We start from the raw sequence: 14735 nt of genomic DNA on the forward strand, positions 1-14735 counted from the left end.
GCCCGCCTTCCTGATCGGCTGGTCAGGTTGGGTCAGCCTCCGGTCAACGAGGTCCGGGCACGCTGGCGGAGTTTCTTCGCCACTGCTGAAAGGCCCTGTCGCCGATGTCCGTTGATGAACGTGTCCCCGTCGCGGCCCAGACGGTTTCCCCTCCTGTGCCCGCCCGTCGACAAACACCGGGCCCGGCCAAGGCCGTTGTCGTCCTCGCGCCCTTGGCACTGACCATCGCTCTGGGGCTCTGGGGTATCCGCAGGAAGAACACCATGTGGGGGGACGAGTCCGTCACCTATCAGCTCGCGCACCGCGATCTTTCGCAGATATGGCTCACCGCCCAGCATGTTGATCTGGTTCATGCCCTCTACTACGCCGTGATGCACGAGATCTTCGGTCTCTTCGGCGGAGGGCTGCTGACGTTGCGGCTGCCGTCCGTGCTGGCGATGTCCGTGGCGGCGAGCGGAGTCGGGCTTCTGGCGCTACGCCTGGCGGGACCCCGTGCCGGGCTGGTGGCCGGGCTGGTGTTCCCGCTCCTTCCCCAGGTACAGAAGTACGCGCAGGAAGGCCGCTCGTATGCCATGGTCTGTGCCCTGCTCACTTGGGCCACCTATGCGCTCGTGGTCAGCGTCCCGCATCGCGCCCGGTGGCGGTGGGCGGTCTATGGCTCCACCATGCTGCTGGCCTGTCTGCTCCATGAGTTCGCGGTCCTCGCCCTGGTTGCACACGGCGTCACACTGGTCGTGTCCCGTGTTCCACGACCGGTGCTGAGGGCGTGGAGTGTGGCTGCCGCGGGCGTTGTGGCCGGGCTGTTGCCGCTGGCAATCTGCAGTGCGGGGCAGTCGGAGCAGGTGTCCTGGATCGGCGGACCGGTGCGGCCCGGTTATTTCCTGGTGGTGGCGGTCGTGGGCGTGGCGTGTGCCCTGGCGCCCCTGAGGGTGAGGGGGCCTGTGCGGCTTTCCGCGCTGGCTGTGCCGATTCTTGCGCTTCCGGGCCTTCTGCTGCTGATCGCCTCACTGGTCAAGCCCCTTTTCGTCGACCGGTATGTGCTCTACAGCAATATCGGAGTCGCCTTGCTGCTGGGTGCCTGGATGGATTACTTCCTCCGGCGGCAGCGGTCTTCCCGCTACGTGTGGATCGCGGCGGTTGCCGTACTGGCCGCGCTCGTCCAGCCGAGCCTTTCGCTGAGGACGCCCCAGAGCCGGAGCAATGACGTCACCGCCATCGGCGCCACCGTACGCAAGGAAGGCTGTCCCGGCGACGGGCTGCTCTATCTCTCCGGCCAGCACCGGATCTTGACTGCGGCCAACCCCGAGGACACCCGTTTCCTGACAGATCTCGCCCTGGCACAGGACCCCGTTTCGTCGAACACACTTGCAGGTGTCGAGTTTCCCGCCCAGGAAATTGCGGCACGCATGCTGGAATTCGACCGGATCGTCGTGGTCCGCGCGGCGGGTACGCACTCGACCAACCCGCAGGAGGAAGCGAAAACAAGCACCCTGCGGCGCCACTTCCGCGCGTACGGAACAACCCACGTCAACGGGGCGCGAGTCACCGTCTATGTCCGAGACCACGACCCGTCTCGGAAGGCCGGTCCTGGGTCCAACAGCCCGAGAGGGAGCGGTGGGGTGATGAGGTGACCGCGACTGGTGCCGGCCGGCCAGCACCACCGCCGTCACGCTGTCCCGACCCGGAAGCCATAGACCTCGGCTTGCCGATCGCTGCTGCCGTGGGAGGCTGCGGCTGTTCTCCGCCGCTGCCCAACTGGGAGGTGCGCAAGCTGAAGTTGCTGGTCACAGGGCTGGTGTGCGTGGGCATCGGGATGCTCGTGCTGGTCGCTGGCAGGTGACTTTGGTGAAGATCGTCGGTCATCGGGCGACTTCGCGGTTCGTGAGGACCAGCAAGGCCCTGACCAGGGAGGTCGCCCAGGAGGGGTCGGTGCGCACCTTGCCGAGGACGCGCCAGTTCTTGAGGTGGGCAAAGCCGTGCTCGACGGGTGCCCGGACGGCCGCCAGTGCCGTGTTGGACAGCTTCTGGCCTCGCGTCAGGGGCCGGTTCCGGGCGGCCTTGTAGCCGGTGATCACCGCCGGTTCGGCGTCGGGGCCGCCGTCGTCGAGGCCGACGAATCCCGGGTCGGCGATGGCGCCGAGCCCGACTTCCCGCAGTTTCCGGGTGAGCTGGTCGTGCCGGCAGGCGGTGATCTCCGAGGTGCGCCCTGGGCGGGCCGCCGAGATCCACAGCAGCCGGCCCCGGTCGTCGGTGAGGGCGATCACGAGCAGGCCGTGGCACTTGTTCTTGCCGGAGTAGTTCTTCCGGTTCTCCTTCCCGGTTCTGCGCCGGGTGCGGACCACCGATCCGTCCAGCAGTACCATGCCGCCACCCATTCGGGCGATCTTCTTCAGGGCCGGTCCAGGCGTGGGGCGCGGGCGGCGAGCAAGCCGATGACCTCGCGGACCCACCGGGTAACGGTGGTGCGGTGTACTCCGTTGCCGCCGGCCAGGTCGCCGGGCCGCTGGTCACAGCGCAGCACTGCCAGCACGATGGTGGCGATCTTCCCTGCGGGCAGGGCGCGCCACCTGGAGCCGATCTTCTTGAGGTGGCCGCGTATCAGGTCGGCGAGCCAGTTCAGAGTGGCACTCGACAGCGGCAGGCGGGCAGTGTAGACGAGGCCGTCAGGGCCCTCGACGGAACTGTTGTTTTTCTTCACACCAAACTCAACTGCCGTCGAAGAGCCGTCAGTTACGCCCCCGCCCCGCACAGTTATGGGCGTGCGGTGAACTGCCCGTCAGGGCGTTTGTGCAGCCAGCCGCGGTCGGCGAGCTTGGTCATCTTTGCCCGCAGAGGCTCCAGCTTGCCGCGCACCGAGGCGTCCAGGCCCAGCCGCTCGCCGACCGCCCTGACCTGCACCGGGCCGTCGGCCTCCCGCACGATCGCCAGGATCTTGCGGTAGTCGCCGGGCAGCGCGCTCTCGTCGGCCGCGTCGCTGCGGTGCGGGATGAGCAGGACCGCCCGCCCGGCCACCTTCACCGACACCGGAGCGACAGCCCCGGCATCGGCCTGGGCCTGCTCGGCCAGGCGGTTCAACACCCGCTCCGCGATCGCCAGTTCATCCCGCTCGACCTGGACCTCCTGAAGCTGCTTGGCCAACTCCTCGGCGAGAGCGTCCAGTTCGCTCCGGCGGGCCGTGATCCACTGCCGCTCCTGCATCCCCGCTCCCTCCCGCGCTCTCACAGCGTGTCGACCTGCTGACGGATCGTAGGCGGGGGCCGGTCGTGGGCGCAGCCGAACCCGGCATCCTGCCGGAGCCGGACCCGCCCGATGATCTACGCCATGGTCATCGGCCGCCGACCGGCACGAGTACCCAACTCGCCATTCACACCAGACCCGTGACCTGCGACTTCACGATGCACACCGCTCAGAGGGGGTGGCGCACTCTCCGCGATGACACTGGCCCTCGGACTCGCCACCCTTTCCCGCCCCGGCCCACGCCGCACCGATCGCCTGCGACGAAGCGGCCCTCGTGGCCGCCGTCGACGCCGCCAATCAGGCGGGCGGCGGTGCCATCGGCCTGGCCCGAACTGCGTGTACACCCTCGACACGGTCGCCGCTGCCATCGGCGGCAGCGGACCGAACGGTCTGCCGGTGATCACCGAGCCCGTCACCATCAACGGTTCCGGCGCCGTCATCGAACGCGCCGCCGATCCCACCACCCCGCGCACTGCTGGAAACGCTGACCACGGTTGGGTTCGCGGACTTGCGCAGCAGCGGAAGCGCCGCCTCCGTGACGCAATTGGCCACTCTCCTGAGACCCGCCCGGCGCTCGTCTTGCGGCCGCCTCTGGAGGGCGACCGGCTGTCGCACCGTCAACCGCTTGTGAGCCCAACTCACGGGCATCTTCACCGGCGTGCAACGGTTGCTGGACCTGCCCAACACCGGACGGCTCACCGCTCGTGGCGAATACGCGGGCGTTTGAACTGGTGGAGCCAGGCGAAGGCGCGCTCGACCACCCAGCGTGCATTGCCCAGGCCCTAACCGTGGGCGATATCAGGCCGGGCGACTGCGCGGGGGAGTTTCGGCGCTCTGTCCGGTGTCATGTTCCGCATGGCGGGCTGCGGGGAGGGGGTTGCGGGTTGCGGCGGTGACGACCTCGGCTGATCCCCCAGCGCAGCCGGTCAGGCATCCAGCAGCTCTTGACGGCGCTCCGGCGGCGGACCGGACCCGTGCTGCGCCGCCGCACGGCGCAGCAGCAGCGTGGCGCCACCGGAGCCGAGGAACAGGCCCAGGGCCAAGGCGGGTATCGCCCAGCGGGCCCGGTCGGTCAGATCGGGTGTGTCTGCCGTGGCCCGAGCGTCGGTGGCCGTCTCGCCGGGCCCGACCCCGGCCTCCGAGAGCGCGTCGACCGAGGGTGTGGCCTCCTGCGGTCTGGCGGAGGCCGGGCCCAGGACTCCGAGTCCGTGCAGCAGTGTGCGTAGCTCCTCAGATTGCTTCGCCTTGTGCCAGGCCCCGGCGCTCGAAGCGGCGGTGTCCTCCTCGAGGTTCAGCGTCGTGTGGACCCAGATGTCCTTGGTGTCGGGCGCGGCCGTATACAGCTGGTCCGTCCGCCAGGGTTTCGCGTCAGGAAGCATCCACGTCACCGTGACCATGTCCCTGACTTGCTCTCCCCAGGTGTCCTCCGCTCCCCAGTCCGGAGCCTCCTCCCGACTCCCGTCGAACTCGGAGCCCGCCCGTGCGAGGAGCCTCTGCAGGAGCTCGTACTCCTTCTCTGTGCCGTACAGCGACCCTGTCCGCTGGCTGGTTGGTGAGACCAGTAGCACGCTGGTCGGCCCGCCCGCCGCCGAGGGCGGTGCCCCCAGGAGGAGCAGGGCCAAAGCGGTCATCAACGCGCCCACCGTCGCCGCCAGTTGCCGCAGACCACGCATCCGACACCCCCGATCGTCCCGCTGCGGCCCGTCCGCACACGCGGTGTCACTCCTGGTACACCGCTCGAACCGCCGGGGTTCCCACCTTGACGGGGCCGATCAGTCCGTTGACTCGGCGATCTCCCGCGCCCTTGCCTTCGACGCCACACCCTCCAGCCGCAGCGTGAACCCGTCGTCGTGGACCCAGAGCAGGGTGGGCCCCGCCGTGCGCTCGGAGCGGGTGAAGCGGGAGCCGTCCTCGGAGGTCATCCAGAAGCGCAGGAGGTGCGGCTCCGGGAACCACAACGCGTTGTGCGTCCCCCCGCCCAGCTCGACCCACTCGACGGCCTGCTCACTCGCCACGGTCTTGCCGTACTCGGGTGCCAGCCGGGCCGCGTACTCGTCGAGCCGGACGGTGTGACCCCGTTCGTCCCAGCAGAGGGTGATCACGAAGCGGTCCTTCGGCGCGCGCGTCACGGACACCGCGTCCGGGGTGCCCAGCGCACCCGGCACGAGCGGAGCGAACCCGGCCCGCCGCCCGGCCTCGGCGAGCGGGACCGGGTCCGGGCAGCCGGGCACTCCCGCGCTGGGCGAAGGCGTCGCCGACGGGTCGTACCGCACCTCGACCCCGCCGAAGTTGAACCAGTCGGCCACCGCCGCCCGCACCGGAGGGGTCAGGACGAGCGCGGTGAGCAGCCCGCACAGCGCGGCCGTCAACGCGCGCCGACGGAGCACGGCCCATCGGCGCACCACCCGCAGCCGCTCGCCGGCACCCGACCGTTCGGTCACCGGGGTCGGCACCCGCTCGGCGAGTATCTGCTGCAGGACCCGCTCGACCATGGTCTCGTCCCCGTCCGCCCCTGGCCGGTCCAGCGCCCGCCCGAGCGCTCGCAACTCCTCTCGCAACCGGACGTCACGCCCCTCACCCTCCGTGATCTTGCCGCTCCGATCCCGCTCGTCGTTCCCGTCCCGTCCGTCCGGCTCACTCATCCCCCCTCACCTCCGTTCGCCTTCCCAAGGGCCTGGCACGGCTCGAACTCCGGCAGCAGACGGCCCAGCTTGCGCAGCGCTCGGCTCAGGCGGGACTTCACCGTGCCTCTTGGCCAGCCCAGGGCCGCCGCTGTCTCCGGCTCGTTCATCTCCAGCAGGTAGCGGTAGGTGACGACAAGTCGGTGTTCCTTGCTCAGCTTCTCCAGGGCGCCCTGGAGCGCGACGCGACGCTCCAATGCCAGCGCGGCTATCGCCGGGTCGGCCGAGGGCGGTATCAGCGGCTCGGCCTCGACGAAGGCCGCCTCGCGGTCGGCCAGGGACCGCTGGCGCCCTGCTGTCCGCACCGTGTTCCTCGTCTCGTTGGCCACAATCGACAGCAACCACGGCCGGAACGCGGCGCCGTCCCGGAAGCGGCTCAGTGAGCAGTACGCCTTGAAGAAGGCCTGCTGCACGACATCCTCCGCGTCCGCACCGGCGCCGAGTGCCCGGGCCGCCCGCAGTGCGATGCCCGTGTGGGCACGCACCAGCTCCGCATACGCCTCCGGCTCTCCGGCGCGTACGCGTGCGATCACCGCGGCCTCATCGACGATGCTGCCCCCCTCCCGCGTTCTCACGAAATGGGTACACCGCCAGAGCCGGATCGGTTCCCGCTCATGTCACATCTGTTTCCCGACGGGGGACGTTCTGCTGCGCCGCTGGTGAGCGAACTCGGAGAACCCAGCGGGGCCGGATGCCGAACCTCGCGCGAGGCGAGTAGCCGTGACCTCGTCGGTCGTGCAACTGACAGGTCATTGAGGATTCGCCGGCCGGTGCCCTCGCGCAGGTGACGGCGTGAGACCTGGGGGTTGTGGCGGATGGCGCAGTGGTGTGACGAGATGGGTTTGGGGGCATTCGGGTGGTTGGTTGCCGGTGCTGCAACTGCCGACCGGGCAGGTGGCCTCCTGGTTACCAAGTGAACGCCGGATGCTGGAGGTTGTATGCGGGACTGGCAGTGCTCACCGACCGCTGTGACGACGACGCCTGAGCTGATCCTGGACCCCTACCGCTGCGGTTTCGACGCGCAGACGGCTCTGGGCGGGGCGGAGTCCGCAGAGCAGTGGGGGGACGAGGACTGGCGGGTGCCGCCGCAGGCGCGGGCGGTCGAGGAGGGGGCGCCGTGGCCTGCTCCCGACTCGGGCCGGCGGCTCCCCGCGGTGATGGCTCCGGCAGACCGGCGCCGTCTGGAGCTGCACGCGGCACTCATCCGGGCGGGAGTCGCGCCCGAGCCAGGAGACCTGCACGCCGTGGAAGCGCTGAGCGCCCTCGACGACACCGTCAACGACGCCGTCCGGCGCTGGATCGCCGCCCACTGAGCTGGATGTACCGCTCGGGGACGTTGGTCAACCTGGTGACGCGCGGTTCACCGCCGGTCGCGGTGTGGGGGCGGTGGTGAGGGTAGTGGAGGGTCCAGGTCGGCAGGCTGTGCGGCGGGCTGATTCGCCGCCGGCGTAGAAGCGTCCCGGGGCCCAGCCGTCGGCCAGGGTGCGGTGGAAACCTTCGGCCGTGCCGTTCGTCTGGGGCACGGTAGGGCCGGTGTTGTCCGGGGTGACGGCGAGCTCGTCGCAGGCCCGGTTCCAGCGCCGGGAGTGGTAGGCCGAGCCGTTGTCGGTCAGGACTCGCTCGACCGTCACCCCGCGGGCGGCGGACAGGGCCGCTGAATCGCGGGATGGCGAAGTCGAGTTGCTCGGCCAGCTCTCGGTCGGCGCCTCGCAGGCGGTTGTTGTCGGCCTTGGGCTTGTTCAGGCGTCGGTGGTGCGGCTGCTGTTCGATGTCTGCCGTCATCACGACATGCCGCTGGGCGGCGTGAACTGGCTGGTATCGGTGGCAGGTATCGGTGTTCATCCCGAACGCCACACAGGCTCCCACGCACCGCGCCCCGCCCTTCCCGCGCGGCGATTGCGTTTGAGTAACTGATCAAGTCAGTTACTTGCACTTGATGTTAAGTGCCAAGGTCCATAACGTTCCCGGCATGAACCTCACCGTCCTCGCGGCCTCCGGCCAGACCGGAATCGCCCTCACCCGACAGGCGCTGCGACGCGGTCACACCGTGACCGCCATCGCGCGTGATCCCGAGCGCATCGCCCTGCCCGAATCCCCGAACCTGCGGAAAGTGGCGGGCGACGTGAATGACGCGGCCAGTATCGCCGCCGTTGTGGACGGGGATTCCGTGGTCCTTTCCGCGCTCGGCACCGACCGGGCCGGGATTCTCCTGACCGGCGCTCGGGCCGTCGTCGCCGCCGGTCCACGGCGCGTCATCTGGCTCGGTGCCTACGGCACGGGGAAGTCGGCCGAAGTGGCGGGGGAGGGCGCGGGCGTGCTCGCCAAGGTTCTGGGCGACCGGCTCGCGGACAAGGTCGAAGCAGACAACGCCGTTCTCGCGGCCGGGGGCACCGTCTTCCACGCTGGGATGCTCGCTGACGGGCCGGAAAGCCCCCGTCGGCGCACGGTCGGCCTGGAGGCCGCGCCTCCCTTCGACCTCGGTGCGCAGGTCAGCCGGGAGACGGTCGCCGCGGCGATGCTCGACGAAGCCGAGGCGCCTGGTTTTCCCGGGGCCGTGGCGCTGCCATTGGCGGAGTAGGGGAGTGGTCAGCAGGCGGTGATCTCCTCGATCGACGCCCGGACCTGCTCGCGGAGCCAGGCGTGGGCGGGGTCGGAATCGTAGCGCTGGTGCCAGTTGCAGTTGATCGTCGCCGCCGGGGACTCGATCGGCAGCGGCTGGGCGAGGAGCCCGAACGCCTCGATGAGAGGGCGGCCGTGAATCGCCGTGCAGGTGACCAGCGCGTCGCCACGGGCGGCGATCTGCAGGGCGGTGGACACCGTCGCCACCGCCGCGACCACCCGGCGCCGCAGGCCCTCCGCGGCCAGCACGTCGTCGATCGGCGCGGTGAGGCGGCCACGCCGGGAGATCACCACATGCGGCTGCGCCGCGTAGGAAGCCAGGTCGAGTCCGCCGGCACACGGGTGGTCCGCGCGCATCGCCACGACGAGCCGGTCGTCGCCGAGTGGCTCGGACCGGAACTCGGGCAGACCGGGCCTGCCGCCACCGAGTTCCAGATCCACGCGGCCGTGTCGCAGGTCGTCGGTGTCGACGGAGTTCTCCGCCAGCACCCGCAACTGCACCCCGGAAGCCCGCTGCTGGATTCTTCCGACCAGTACCGGTACCAGTGACGCGGCCACCGCGTCGTGACACTGGATCGTGAAGGTGCGATCCAGCTCGGCCAGGTCCAGCTCACGGATCGGTGAGAGCACTTCGTGCGCTTGCCTGACCAGCCGGTGCACGTCCTCCCGCACCGACAGCGCGTACGGGGTGGGAGTCATCGAGTGGCCGGTGCGCACCAGGATGTCGTCCCCGGTGACGGCGCGAAGTCGGCCGAGGGTGCGGCTGACCGCGGGCGAGGACAGGTGCAGCCGCTCGGCTGCGCCCATCACGCTGCCCTCCTCGAGCAGCGCGTCCAGCACGGTCAGCAGATTCAAGTCCAGTTGCATAAGAGTAAATCTTAGCAAGGCATAGTTCCACTTCAGTCAACTTCAGGAGCATCCCATGAACCAGGAACTGCTGGCCGCCACCGTCGCCGCCGTCCGCCACGCCGGCGCCCGGATGATGACGCGCTACTCCACCGAGTCCCGTCAGGCCGGGCTCCCCGAACTGCTCGCGAACCTCCAGGCCAATGACGCGGCCGTTGTCGACACGCTGCGCCCAGCGTTGACCGAGACGCTGCCGAGCGCGGGCTGGCTCAATGACGAACACGGTTCGGGACCGCTGGCCACGGGCGAGTGGTGGCTCATCGACCCGGTCGGTGGCAACGTCAACGCCGTGCACGGCATGCCCGACTGGAACATCGGCGTGAGCCTCGTCCGCGACGGCCGTCCGGTGCTGGCAGTGGTCTACTTCCCGGTCCTCGACGAGATGTTCACCGCGACCGAGGGCGGCGGGGCGCTCCTCAACGAGGTACGGCTGCGGGTTTCGGCCAAGACGTCGTTGGACGGCGCACTGGCCGGGACCGGTCAGGCCAAGCCGGGGCATGACCCCGAGCTCGCGAAGCGCATGGGCTCCGCCTTCGCCGCGATGTCGAACTCCGCCCTCTATGTGCGGGTCTCCGTACCGGTGACCCACCAGCTCGCCCAGGTCGCCGCAGGGCGCATGGACTTGCACTGGCAGTTCGACAACGTCCGCTCCCACGCCGCAGGTGTGCTGCTGGTCCAGGAGGCCGGAGGCGTCGTGACCGACTTGGAGGGCAAGCCGTGGGAACTGGCCAGCGAGAGCTACCTCGCCGCCGCGCCGGGTGTGCACGCCGCCGCGCTGGAAGTCCTCAGCGACTGAGGGGAGTCCGGATCCGTCCTCCTCATCACCGCCACGAACGGGAGAATCACCAATGACGGCCACCGTGCCGCCCGGCCTGGCGGAGCTGACCGAGATCATGGCTTATGCCGACTTCGCGACCGGCGCGTCGACGTCCGTGCGGGAGGCGTTGGGCCTCGGCTCGTTGCACGTCGGCTCGAAGCGGGCTCGGTGTCCGTGAACCGTCGGCGTCGGGCCCTGACTTCGGGCTGTTCACAGGCCCCGGCCTTCGCGGGCCTGCGGTCAGCCTCCGGTGCTCCGGGACTACGGCATCGGGACGGTGACGCCCTTGCTGCCGGACCCCGTCCGGCGCCCGCTGCAAACTTGATGCCGGTCAGCCGCGTGCGTTGAAGGCGGCGTTGGATGCCGGTCCGGCCGCGTGCTGCTGGAGCCACCAGTGCTGGTCGCCGGCCGGGGTCGCCGAGAGCTGGGTCCGTGGCAACGAACCGCTGATCAACCAGCCATCGCTCCTCCGCCGAAACAGCACCCTCCAACTGTTCGCCCAAGCGGCGCTGACCGTCGACTCAGACGGCACCCATTCCTCGTCGCAGCTCCCGCTGAAATGCACCGCACGTGTCTGCCGCGGCTTCCAGTGAGCCGATCGCCCCCGAACGCTTGGCGTACTGACCCAGCGAGGGGCGGCTGTGCGGGACCGGGCGCCCGGCCGGCCCCGGGCCGCGCGGCGGGTCGCCGCGCCCAGCACGGCGTGGTGGCCACCGGACCGTCCTAGGCCACTTCCAGAGGTCTCCCGCGATTGATCGACCAGCACCTCACGCGTACCCCACGCACTCCGCAGACAAGGACGACCATGAGTACCCTCACCACACCCCGAACCACCCCGCCGGCGCGGGGGAACCGAGTCCGCTGGCGCATTCCGGCTCGGCTGCGCAAGAGCATCCTGGTCACGCATGTCGTGTCGGCGGGAGCCTGGATCGGCATAGATGTCATCTCCACCGTTCTGGTGGTGATCGGCTGGGTACGCGCGGGCGACGACCGCACCGCCGTATACCGGGCACTGGCGGACTTCTTCGTCGTTCCCTTACTGCTGTCGGCTCTGGTAGCGGGACTGGTTTGCCTTGTCACCGGTGTCCTGCTGGGGCTGGCGACCAAGTGGGGACTCGTTCGCTACCGGTGGGTCGCGGTGAAGCTGGTCCTCAACGTCATCGCCTGCGTGATGCTGCTGGTGTTCCTGGGCCCGATCACCGAACTCGCCTCGGGCGAACAACCGTTGCGGGACATCTGGTTCGTCGCGTTCCTTGCCACCACCGCCATGGTGTTGCTCTGTTTCGCGATGGTGCTCTCGGTCTTCAAGCCGTGGGGCCGAGTCAGGGAGTAGCTCTCGCCCGCTCAGCACCGAGGGGGTGCGTCATCCGCTCGCGGTGTCCTCGGCCTCCCAGCGCAGCAGGTCGCCCGGCTGGCACTTGAGGACCTCGCAGAGCGCGGCGAGCGTCGCGAAGCGCACCGCCTTGGCGCGGCCGTTCTTGAGTACCGCCAGGTTGGCGGGCGTGATCCCGACGCGGTCCGCGAGCTCGCCCACGGACATCTTCCGCCTGGCCAGCATCACGTCGATGTCGACGGCGATCGGCATCAGATCACCTTGTCCAACTCGGCCTGCATCCGCGCCGCTTCGATGTCGCGCGTGACGGCCTGGGTGAGCAGCATCCGCAGCACGAGAACGATGAGCGCGACTCCCAGGATGGCCACGCCAACCCCGCCCATGATGACGGTGACGCCCGGGTCGTCCCGCTGGCCCGGCGCATTGACGGCCGTGACCGCGAACCACACGAGGGAAGCCGCGACGATCGCGCCGATCATGCCGTCCACGTACCGGAAGGCGGCGTGGGAGAACACGGTTCCGCGTCGCACCATGGTCACCAGCCGCCATACGCAGATCATGGCGACCTGGGCCGACACCATGCCCAGGATCGTGATCACGCGCAGCGGGGTCAGCGGGAGCGCCCCGTCCTCCGGGTCATTCCCGCTGACCAACGTCCACACCATCAATGCCTGTACGAACACGGTGCCGGCGAGCACCAGCGCGAGCACGGCGCGTAGCGCACGCACTGTCAGCTTTCCCATCTCCCACCCTTCCATCGAGTTACGATGGGAATCTATCGAACTTCGATAGGTAGAGCAACGCTGTGGGAAGGGTGGCGGCCGTGGACGGTGGATGATGACCTGTGGGTGCTGATCGCTTCGCTGCTGCCGCCCTGGTCCGAGAGGGCTCCTGGCGCCTGCGGCCGGTGCCGGACCGGCTGTGCCCGCAGGGCATCCTGTACGTGCTGCGCGACGACATCGTCTGGCAGCTGCTGCCCCGGTGCTGTGGTTCGGCTCGGGCCGGACCTGCTGGCGGCGGCTGAAGCGGTGGCCGCCGCGGTCCTGCGAGCCATCATCGGGGCCCCGGTCACGGAACCGTGACCGGGGCCCCAGGATCAGCTGTCGCGGAAGGTGCCGACCGCCGCTAGTTCCGGTACCGGAACACGATCCGGCCGCGCGTCAGGTCGTACGGCGGGAGTTCCACCAGCACCCGGTCCTCCAGCAGGATCTTGATGTAGTTCTTGCGGATCTTCCCGCTGATGTGCGCGAGCACCTGGTGGCCGTTCTCGAGCTCCACGGTGAACATGGCGCTGCGCAGGCACTCGACGACCTTGCCCTCGACTTCGATGACGTTCTTGTTCTTCGTCATCGCACCAGCTCCAGGTTGCTGCTCATCGGACGGGCGCCGATGCCCTCGAACAGCGCCGAGGCTGCTTGGTTGGACTCCTGGACTTCGCTCCAGGCCGCGGCGAACCCGGAGCGGTGCAGCGTCCCCAGTGCGTGGGCCAGCAGCGCCCGCGCGATGCCTCGGCGCTGCTCGCCGGCCCGGACCGCGACCAGTCCGATGCGCGGCCGGTTCACCGTCACCACCCGGATCAGACCCAGGTAGCGGCCCGGTGTCGCGGCCACCGCGTACTTCGACGGGTCGACGATGGTGTCGCCTTCGGGGCGGGCAATCACCTCCGCGGGCATCGACTGCCACCCGACGGTCGCCTCGACTTCGTCACGCATCGCGCGGTCCACCGCCCGCAGCAGACTCTCGTCCGCCTGGCCGGCGGGCACGATCGTCACGCCCGAAGGCGGCAGAACTGCTTGGAGCCCCGTGGCCCGTGGGTCGGTCGGCACGACGTACTCCCACTCGCGGCGCCGGATCGTGAAACCGGCCCGCCGCCAGCCGGCCGTCAGCTCGGCGTCGGCTTCGTCGACCACCGTGTACAGCGGCGCCGGCAGTTCCGCCAGCATCGCCTCGGCGAGCCGGTCGAAGCCGGCGTCGTGCCAGGCGTCGATGCTGACGAACAAGCGTCCGTCGGACCGGTGTTCCGCATGCCCGCGGCCGACCACCAGGTCGTCATCCAGTGCATGCCATTGCCGGTCCGCGACGCGCGTGACCGTCACCGCGTTTTCGCTCAGGCCGGATGTGAAAGGCTTCTTGTCCATCGGAGTCTCCCTCCAGGAGTGCCTCGATCTCAGGCGCTCCTGGCGACACCGAACGTCAGCCGCCGGACCGTGACGGGTTGAGGGAGCACCCATGGGTAACTGTGTTCACGGGGCTCACCTCCATACGACGATTTCACGGTCCACGACGAAAGTAGCAGCGGGGCGCCGCTTTGCTCAAACTCTTTCCTGCGAGCGCGCGACGCGATCATGATCCGGTCTTCTCGAGGCGCCTCCAGCAGATGAGGCGGCAGGCCAACGAGAGGAAGGAGTCGTGGAGTTCGATACGTCGTTCCCAGCGGACCGCGAGTCGTTCGAGCCGGTTGAGCAGGGCTCGGAGCCCCGTCGTGCTTCAGACTCGACCGACCCGGCGACTCAGTGGTCACGATCGGACGGACGCCCCGGCCCCAGCCGCAGGGCGCACCCGGACCGTGGAGAGTGGCTTCGACCGGCCGCCCACCGCCCGCCTCGGCGCAACCTGGGCATCGGGGCGGCCGCGACCCGGGATGGGCGCACTTCACTCGCCGGGAGCGGCCTTGGCCTCGCGAGGCGACGGCGCTCATGCGCGAGTTCGCCTCCTTGTTCGCCGAACTGGACCAGCGGCTGGACGAGTTAGGTGTGGCGGAAGGCCAGCCGACCATCCAAGATCCCCGACGGAGCCAAGCCAAGGTCCGCCGGCCTGATCGGCGGACCCTGACCTGTCCGTGGTCATTGGCGGTGGCGGGCCGCGTCAGGCGCTGCGGGCCATTGTCGCGCCTCAACCCGGACGACCGGGAGGCGATCCGCACGCTCAGCGCGCAGATTCGCCGGACCATCGAAGGGGTTGCCATTCCGGGCTATCTCGCGGCGGCGATCACCCACGCGCTCGCCGGGCTCGGCGAGCCAAGCCGCCTACGCCGTCCGATCCAGCGCGACGAAACCGACGGGTACGTCGAGATCCTGCCTTGACCCACCACACCGAGAAGCCCCTTCCGTAGCTTCCGACGGTGGTGTGCAGCACCGTGTGA

18 protein-coding genes and 3 pseudogenes are annotated in these 14735 nt (G+C 69.5%); 9 read left to right on the plus strand and 12 right to left on the minus strand.

The genetic code is table 11. From position 1 onward, the window contains the following. The first annotated feature begins 104 nt into the window (after positions 1-104). The gene (locus tag ACIPFH_RS05445) at positions 105-1631 is read left to right on the plus strand and encodes a hypothetical protein (RefSeq protein WP_401823297.1); all 1527 of its coding nucleotides are present in this window, start codon (positions 105-107) and stop codon (positions 1629-1631) included. 228 nt (positions 1632-1859) lie between these two features. Here the strand turns inward: ACIPFH_RS05445 and ACIPFH_RS05450 are convergent. From ACIPFH_RS05450 to ACIPFH_RS05475, 6 genes and pseudogenes are all read right to left on the minus strand, one after another. Further along, positions 1860-2698 (minus strand): annotated as a pseudogene (locus ACIPFH_RS05450) (transposase family protein). A gap of 53 nt (positions 2699-2751) precedes the next feature. Continuing rightward, positions 2752-3198 (minus strand): hypothetical protein, encoded by a 447-nt coding sequence (locus ACIPFH_RS05455; protein WP_327188072.1) that lies wholly within the window; start codon positions 3196-3198, stop codon positions 2752-2754. Positions 3199-3935: 737 nt separating this feature from the next. Next, a pseudogene (locus tag ACIPFH_RS05460) lies at positions 3936-4019 on the minus strand (IS5/IS1182 family transposase); the annotation flags it as partial. A 144-nt stretch (positions 4020-4163) separates the two neighbouring features. Next, positions 4164-4910 carry a hypothetical protein gene (locus ACIPFH_RS05465; RefSeq protein ID WP_401823299.1) on the minus strand — a complete coding sequence of 249 codons (747 nt, stop codon included), beginning with the start codon at positions 4908-4910 and terminating at the stop codon, positions 4164-4166. A gap of 99 nt (positions 4911-5009) precedes the next feature. After that, entirely contained in the window at positions 5010-5879 is an 870-nt protein-coding gene (locus ACIPFH_RS05470; protein ID WP_401823300.1) for a hypothetical protein, read from the minus strand. Beyond that, the gene (locus ACIPFH_RS05475) at positions 5876-6493 is read right to left on the minus strand and encodes an RNA polymerase sigma factor (protein WP_401823303.1); all 618 of its coding nucleotides are present in this window, start codon (positions 6491-6493) and stop codon (positions 5876-5878) included. The genes ACIPFH_RS05470 and ACIPFH_RS05475 overlap by 4 nt, the downstream gene beginning before the upstream one ends. Before the next feature lie 363 nt (positions 6494-6856). Here ACIPFH_RS05475 and ACIPFH_RS05480 point away from each other — a divergent pair, with 363 nt between their 5' ends. From ACIPFH_RS05480 to ACIPFH_RS05490, 3 genes are all read left to right on the plus strand, one after another. After that, positions 6857-7231 carry a hypothetical protein gene (locus ACIPFH_RS05480; protein WP_401823306.1) on the plus strand — a complete coding sequence of 125 codons (375 nt, stop codon included), beginning with the start codon at positions 6857-6859 and terminating at the stop codon, positions 7229-7231. A gap of 289 nt (positions 7232-7520) precedes the next feature. Then, a complete protein-coding gene (locus ACIPFH_RS05485) occupies positions 7521-7832 on the plus strand; it encodes a hypothetical protein (protein ID WP_401823308.1) in 312 nt (103 codons plus the stop codon). A 55-nt stretch (positions 7833-7887) separates the two neighbouring features. After that, positions 7888-8496, plus strand: a complete 609-nt coding sequence (locus ACIPFH_RS05490) for an NAD(P)-dependent oxidoreductase (protein WP_401823311.1) — start codon at positions 7888-7890, stop codon at positions 8494-8496. A gap of 8 nt (positions 8497-8504) precedes the next feature. Here ACIPFH_RS05490 and ACIPFH_RS05495 read toward each other — a convergent pair whose 3' ends face one another. Next, positions 8505-9404 (minus strand): LysR family transcriptional regulator, encoded by a 900-nt coding sequence (locus ACIPFH_RS05495; protein ID WP_401823312.1) that lies wholly within the window; start codon positions 9402-9404, stop codon positions 8505-8507. Positions 9405-9459: 55 nt separating this feature from the next. Here ACIPFH_RS05495 and ACIPFH_RS05500 point away from each other — a divergent pair, with 55 nt between their 5' ends. Further along, positions 9460-10239: an inositol monophosphatase family protein gene (locus ACIPFH_RS05500; protein WP_401823314.1), complete on the plus strand. Its 780-nt coding sequence runs from the start codon at positions 9460-9462 to the stop codon at positions 10237-10239. A gap of 52 nt (positions 10240-10291) precedes the next feature. Then, entirely contained in the window at positions 10292-10438 is a 147-nt protein-coding gene (locus ACIPFH_RS05505; protein ID WP_401823316.1) for a hypothetical protein, read from the plus strand. A gap of 153 nt (positions 10439-10591) precedes the next feature. Here the strand turns inward: ACIPFH_RS05505 and ACIPFH_RS05510 are convergent, their stop codons facing one another. Then, on the minus strand, positions 10592-10714 hold the full coding sequence (locus ACIPFH_RS05510) for a hypothetical protein (RefSeq protein ID WP_401823317.1): 123 nt from the start codon (positions 10712-10714) through the stop codon (positions 10592-10594). Positions 10715-11065: 351 nt separating this feature from the next. Here ACIPFH_RS05510 and ACIPFH_RS05515 point away from each other — a divergent pair, with 351 nt between their 5' ends. After that, the gene (locus tag ACIPFH_RS05515; protein ID WP_401823319.1) at positions 11066-11593 is read left to right on the plus strand and encodes a hypothetical protein; all 528 of its coding nucleotides are present in this window, start codon (positions 11066-11068) and stop codon (positions 11591-11593) included. A gap of 30 nt (positions 11594-11623) precedes the next feature. Here the strand turns inward: ACIPFH_RS05515 and ACIPFH_RS05520 are convergent, their stop codons facing one another. Together ACIPFH_RS05520 and ACIPFH_RS05525 are read right to left on the minus strand one after the other, a co-directional pair. Continuing rightward, entirely contained in the window at positions 11624-11845 is a 222-nt protein-coding gene (locus ACIPFH_RS05520; RefSeq protein ID WP_401823321.1) for a helix-turn-helix domain-containing protein, read from the minus strand. Then, positions 11845-12336: a DUF2975 domain-containing protein gene (locus ACIPFH_RS05525; protein WP_401823322.1), complete on the minus strand. Its 492-nt coding sequence runs from the start codon at positions 12334-12336 to the stop codon at positions 11845-11847. Before ACIPFH_RS05525 ends, ACIPFH_RS05520 begins: the two co-directional genes overlap by 1 nt. Positions 12337-12437: 101 nt before the next feature. Between ACIPFH_RS05525 and ACIPFH_RS05530 the strand changes: the two genes are divergently transcribed. After that, entirely contained in the window at positions 12438-12617 is a 180-nt protein-coding gene (locus ACIPFH_RS05530; RefSeq protein ID WP_401823324.1) for a hypothetical protein, read from the plus strand. 101 nt (positions 12618-12718) lie between these two features. Here the strand turns inward: ACIPFH_RS05530 and infA are convergent, their stop codons facing one another. Both infA and ACIPFH_RS05540 read right to left on the minus strand, forming a co-directional pair. Further along, positions 12719-12943: a translation initiation factor IF-1 gene (gene infA, locus ACIPFH_RS05535; protein ID WP_319771188.1), complete on the minus strand. Its 225-nt coding sequence runs from the start codon at positions 12941-12943 to the stop codon at positions 12719-12721. Next, on the minus strand, positions 12940-13731 hold the full coding sequence (locus tag ACIPFH_RS05540; RefSeq protein WP_401823326.1) for a GNAT family N-acetyltransferase: 792 nt from the start codon (positions 13729-13731) through the stop codon (positions 12940-12942). Before ACIPFH_RS05540 ends, infA begins: the two co-directional genes overlap by 4 nt. Before the next feature lie 732 nt (positions 13732-14463). Between ACIPFH_RS05540 and ACIPFH_RS05545 the strand changes: the two are divergent. After that, positions 14464-14644: pseudogene (locus ACIPFH_RS05545) on the plus strand (PEP/pyruvate-binding domain-containing protein); the annotation flags it as partial. Between the last annotated feature and the right edge of the window lie 91 nt (positions 14645-14735).

It is taken from the genome of Streptomyces sp. NPDC088157, from assembly GCF_044741545.1.
GTDB lineage: Bacteria > Actinomycetota > Actinomycetes > Streptomycetales > Streptomycetaceae > Streptomyces.

What these genes read in the sequence shown, in the direction of transcription:
- ACIPFH_RS05490 (WP_401823311.1), top strand. Translation starts at nt 7,888, where the DNA reads ATGAACCTCACCGTCCTCGCGGCCTCCGGCCAGACCGGAATCGCCCTC.
- ACIPFH_RS05540 (WP_401823326.1), bottom strand. Translation starts at nt 13,731, where the DNA reads ATGGACAAGAAGCCTTTCACATCCGGCCTGAGCGAAAACGCGGTGACG.
- ACIPFH_RS05465 (WP_401823299.1), bottom strand. Translation starts at nt 4,910, where the DNA reads ATGCGTGGTCTGCGGCAACTGGCGGCGACGGTGGGCGCGTTGATGACC.
- infA (WP_319771188.1), bottom strand. Translation starts at nt 12,943, where the DNA reads ATGACGAAGAACAAGAACGTCATCGAAGTCGAGGGCAAGGTCGTCGAG.
- ACIPFH_RS05505 (WP_401823316.1), top strand. Translation starts at nt 10,292, where the DNA reads ATGACGGCCACCGTGCCGCCCGGCCTGGCGGAGCTGACCGAGATCATG.
- ACIPFH_RS05515 (WP_401823319.1), top strand. Translation starts at nt 11,066, where the DNA reads ATGAGTACCCTCACCACACCCCGAACCACCCCGCCGGCGCGGGGGAAC.
- ACIPFH_RS05470 (WP_401823300.1), bottom strand. Translation starts at nt 5,879, where the DNA reads ATGAGTGAGCCGGACGGACGGGACGGGAACGACGAGCGGGATCGGAGC.
- ACIPFH_RS05495 (WP_401823312.1), bottom strand. Translation starts at nt 9,404, where the DNA reads ATGCAACTGGACTTGAATCTGCTGACCGTGCTGGACGCGCTGCTCGAG.
- ACIPFH_RS05525 (WP_401823322.1), bottom strand. Translation starts at nt 12,336, where the DNA reads ATGGGAAAGCTGACAGTGCGTGCGCTACGCGCCGTGCTCGCGCTGGTG.
- ACIPFH_RS05455 (WP_327188072.1), bottom strand. Translation starts at nt 3,198, where the DNA reads ATGCAGGAGCGGCAGTGGATCACGGCCCGCCGGAGCGAACTGGACGCT.
- ACIPFH_RS05520 (WP_401823321.1), bottom strand. Translation starts at nt 11,845, where the DNA reads ATGCCGATCGCCGTCGACATCGACGTGATGCTGGCCAGGCGGAAGATG.
- ACIPFH_RS05480 (WP_401823306.1), top strand. Translation starts at nt 6,857, where the DNA reads ATGCGGGACTGGCAGTGCTCACCGACCGCTGTGACGACGACGCCTGAG.
- ACIPFH_RS05445 (WP_401823297.1), top strand. Translation starts at nt 105, where the DNA reads ATGTCCGTTGATGAACGTGTCCCCGTCGCGGCCCAGACGGTTTCCCCT.
- ACIPFH_RS05500 (WP_401823314.1), top strand. Translation starts at nt 9,460, where the DNA reads ATGAACCAGGAACTGCTGGCCGCCACCGTCGCCGCCGTCCGCCACGCC.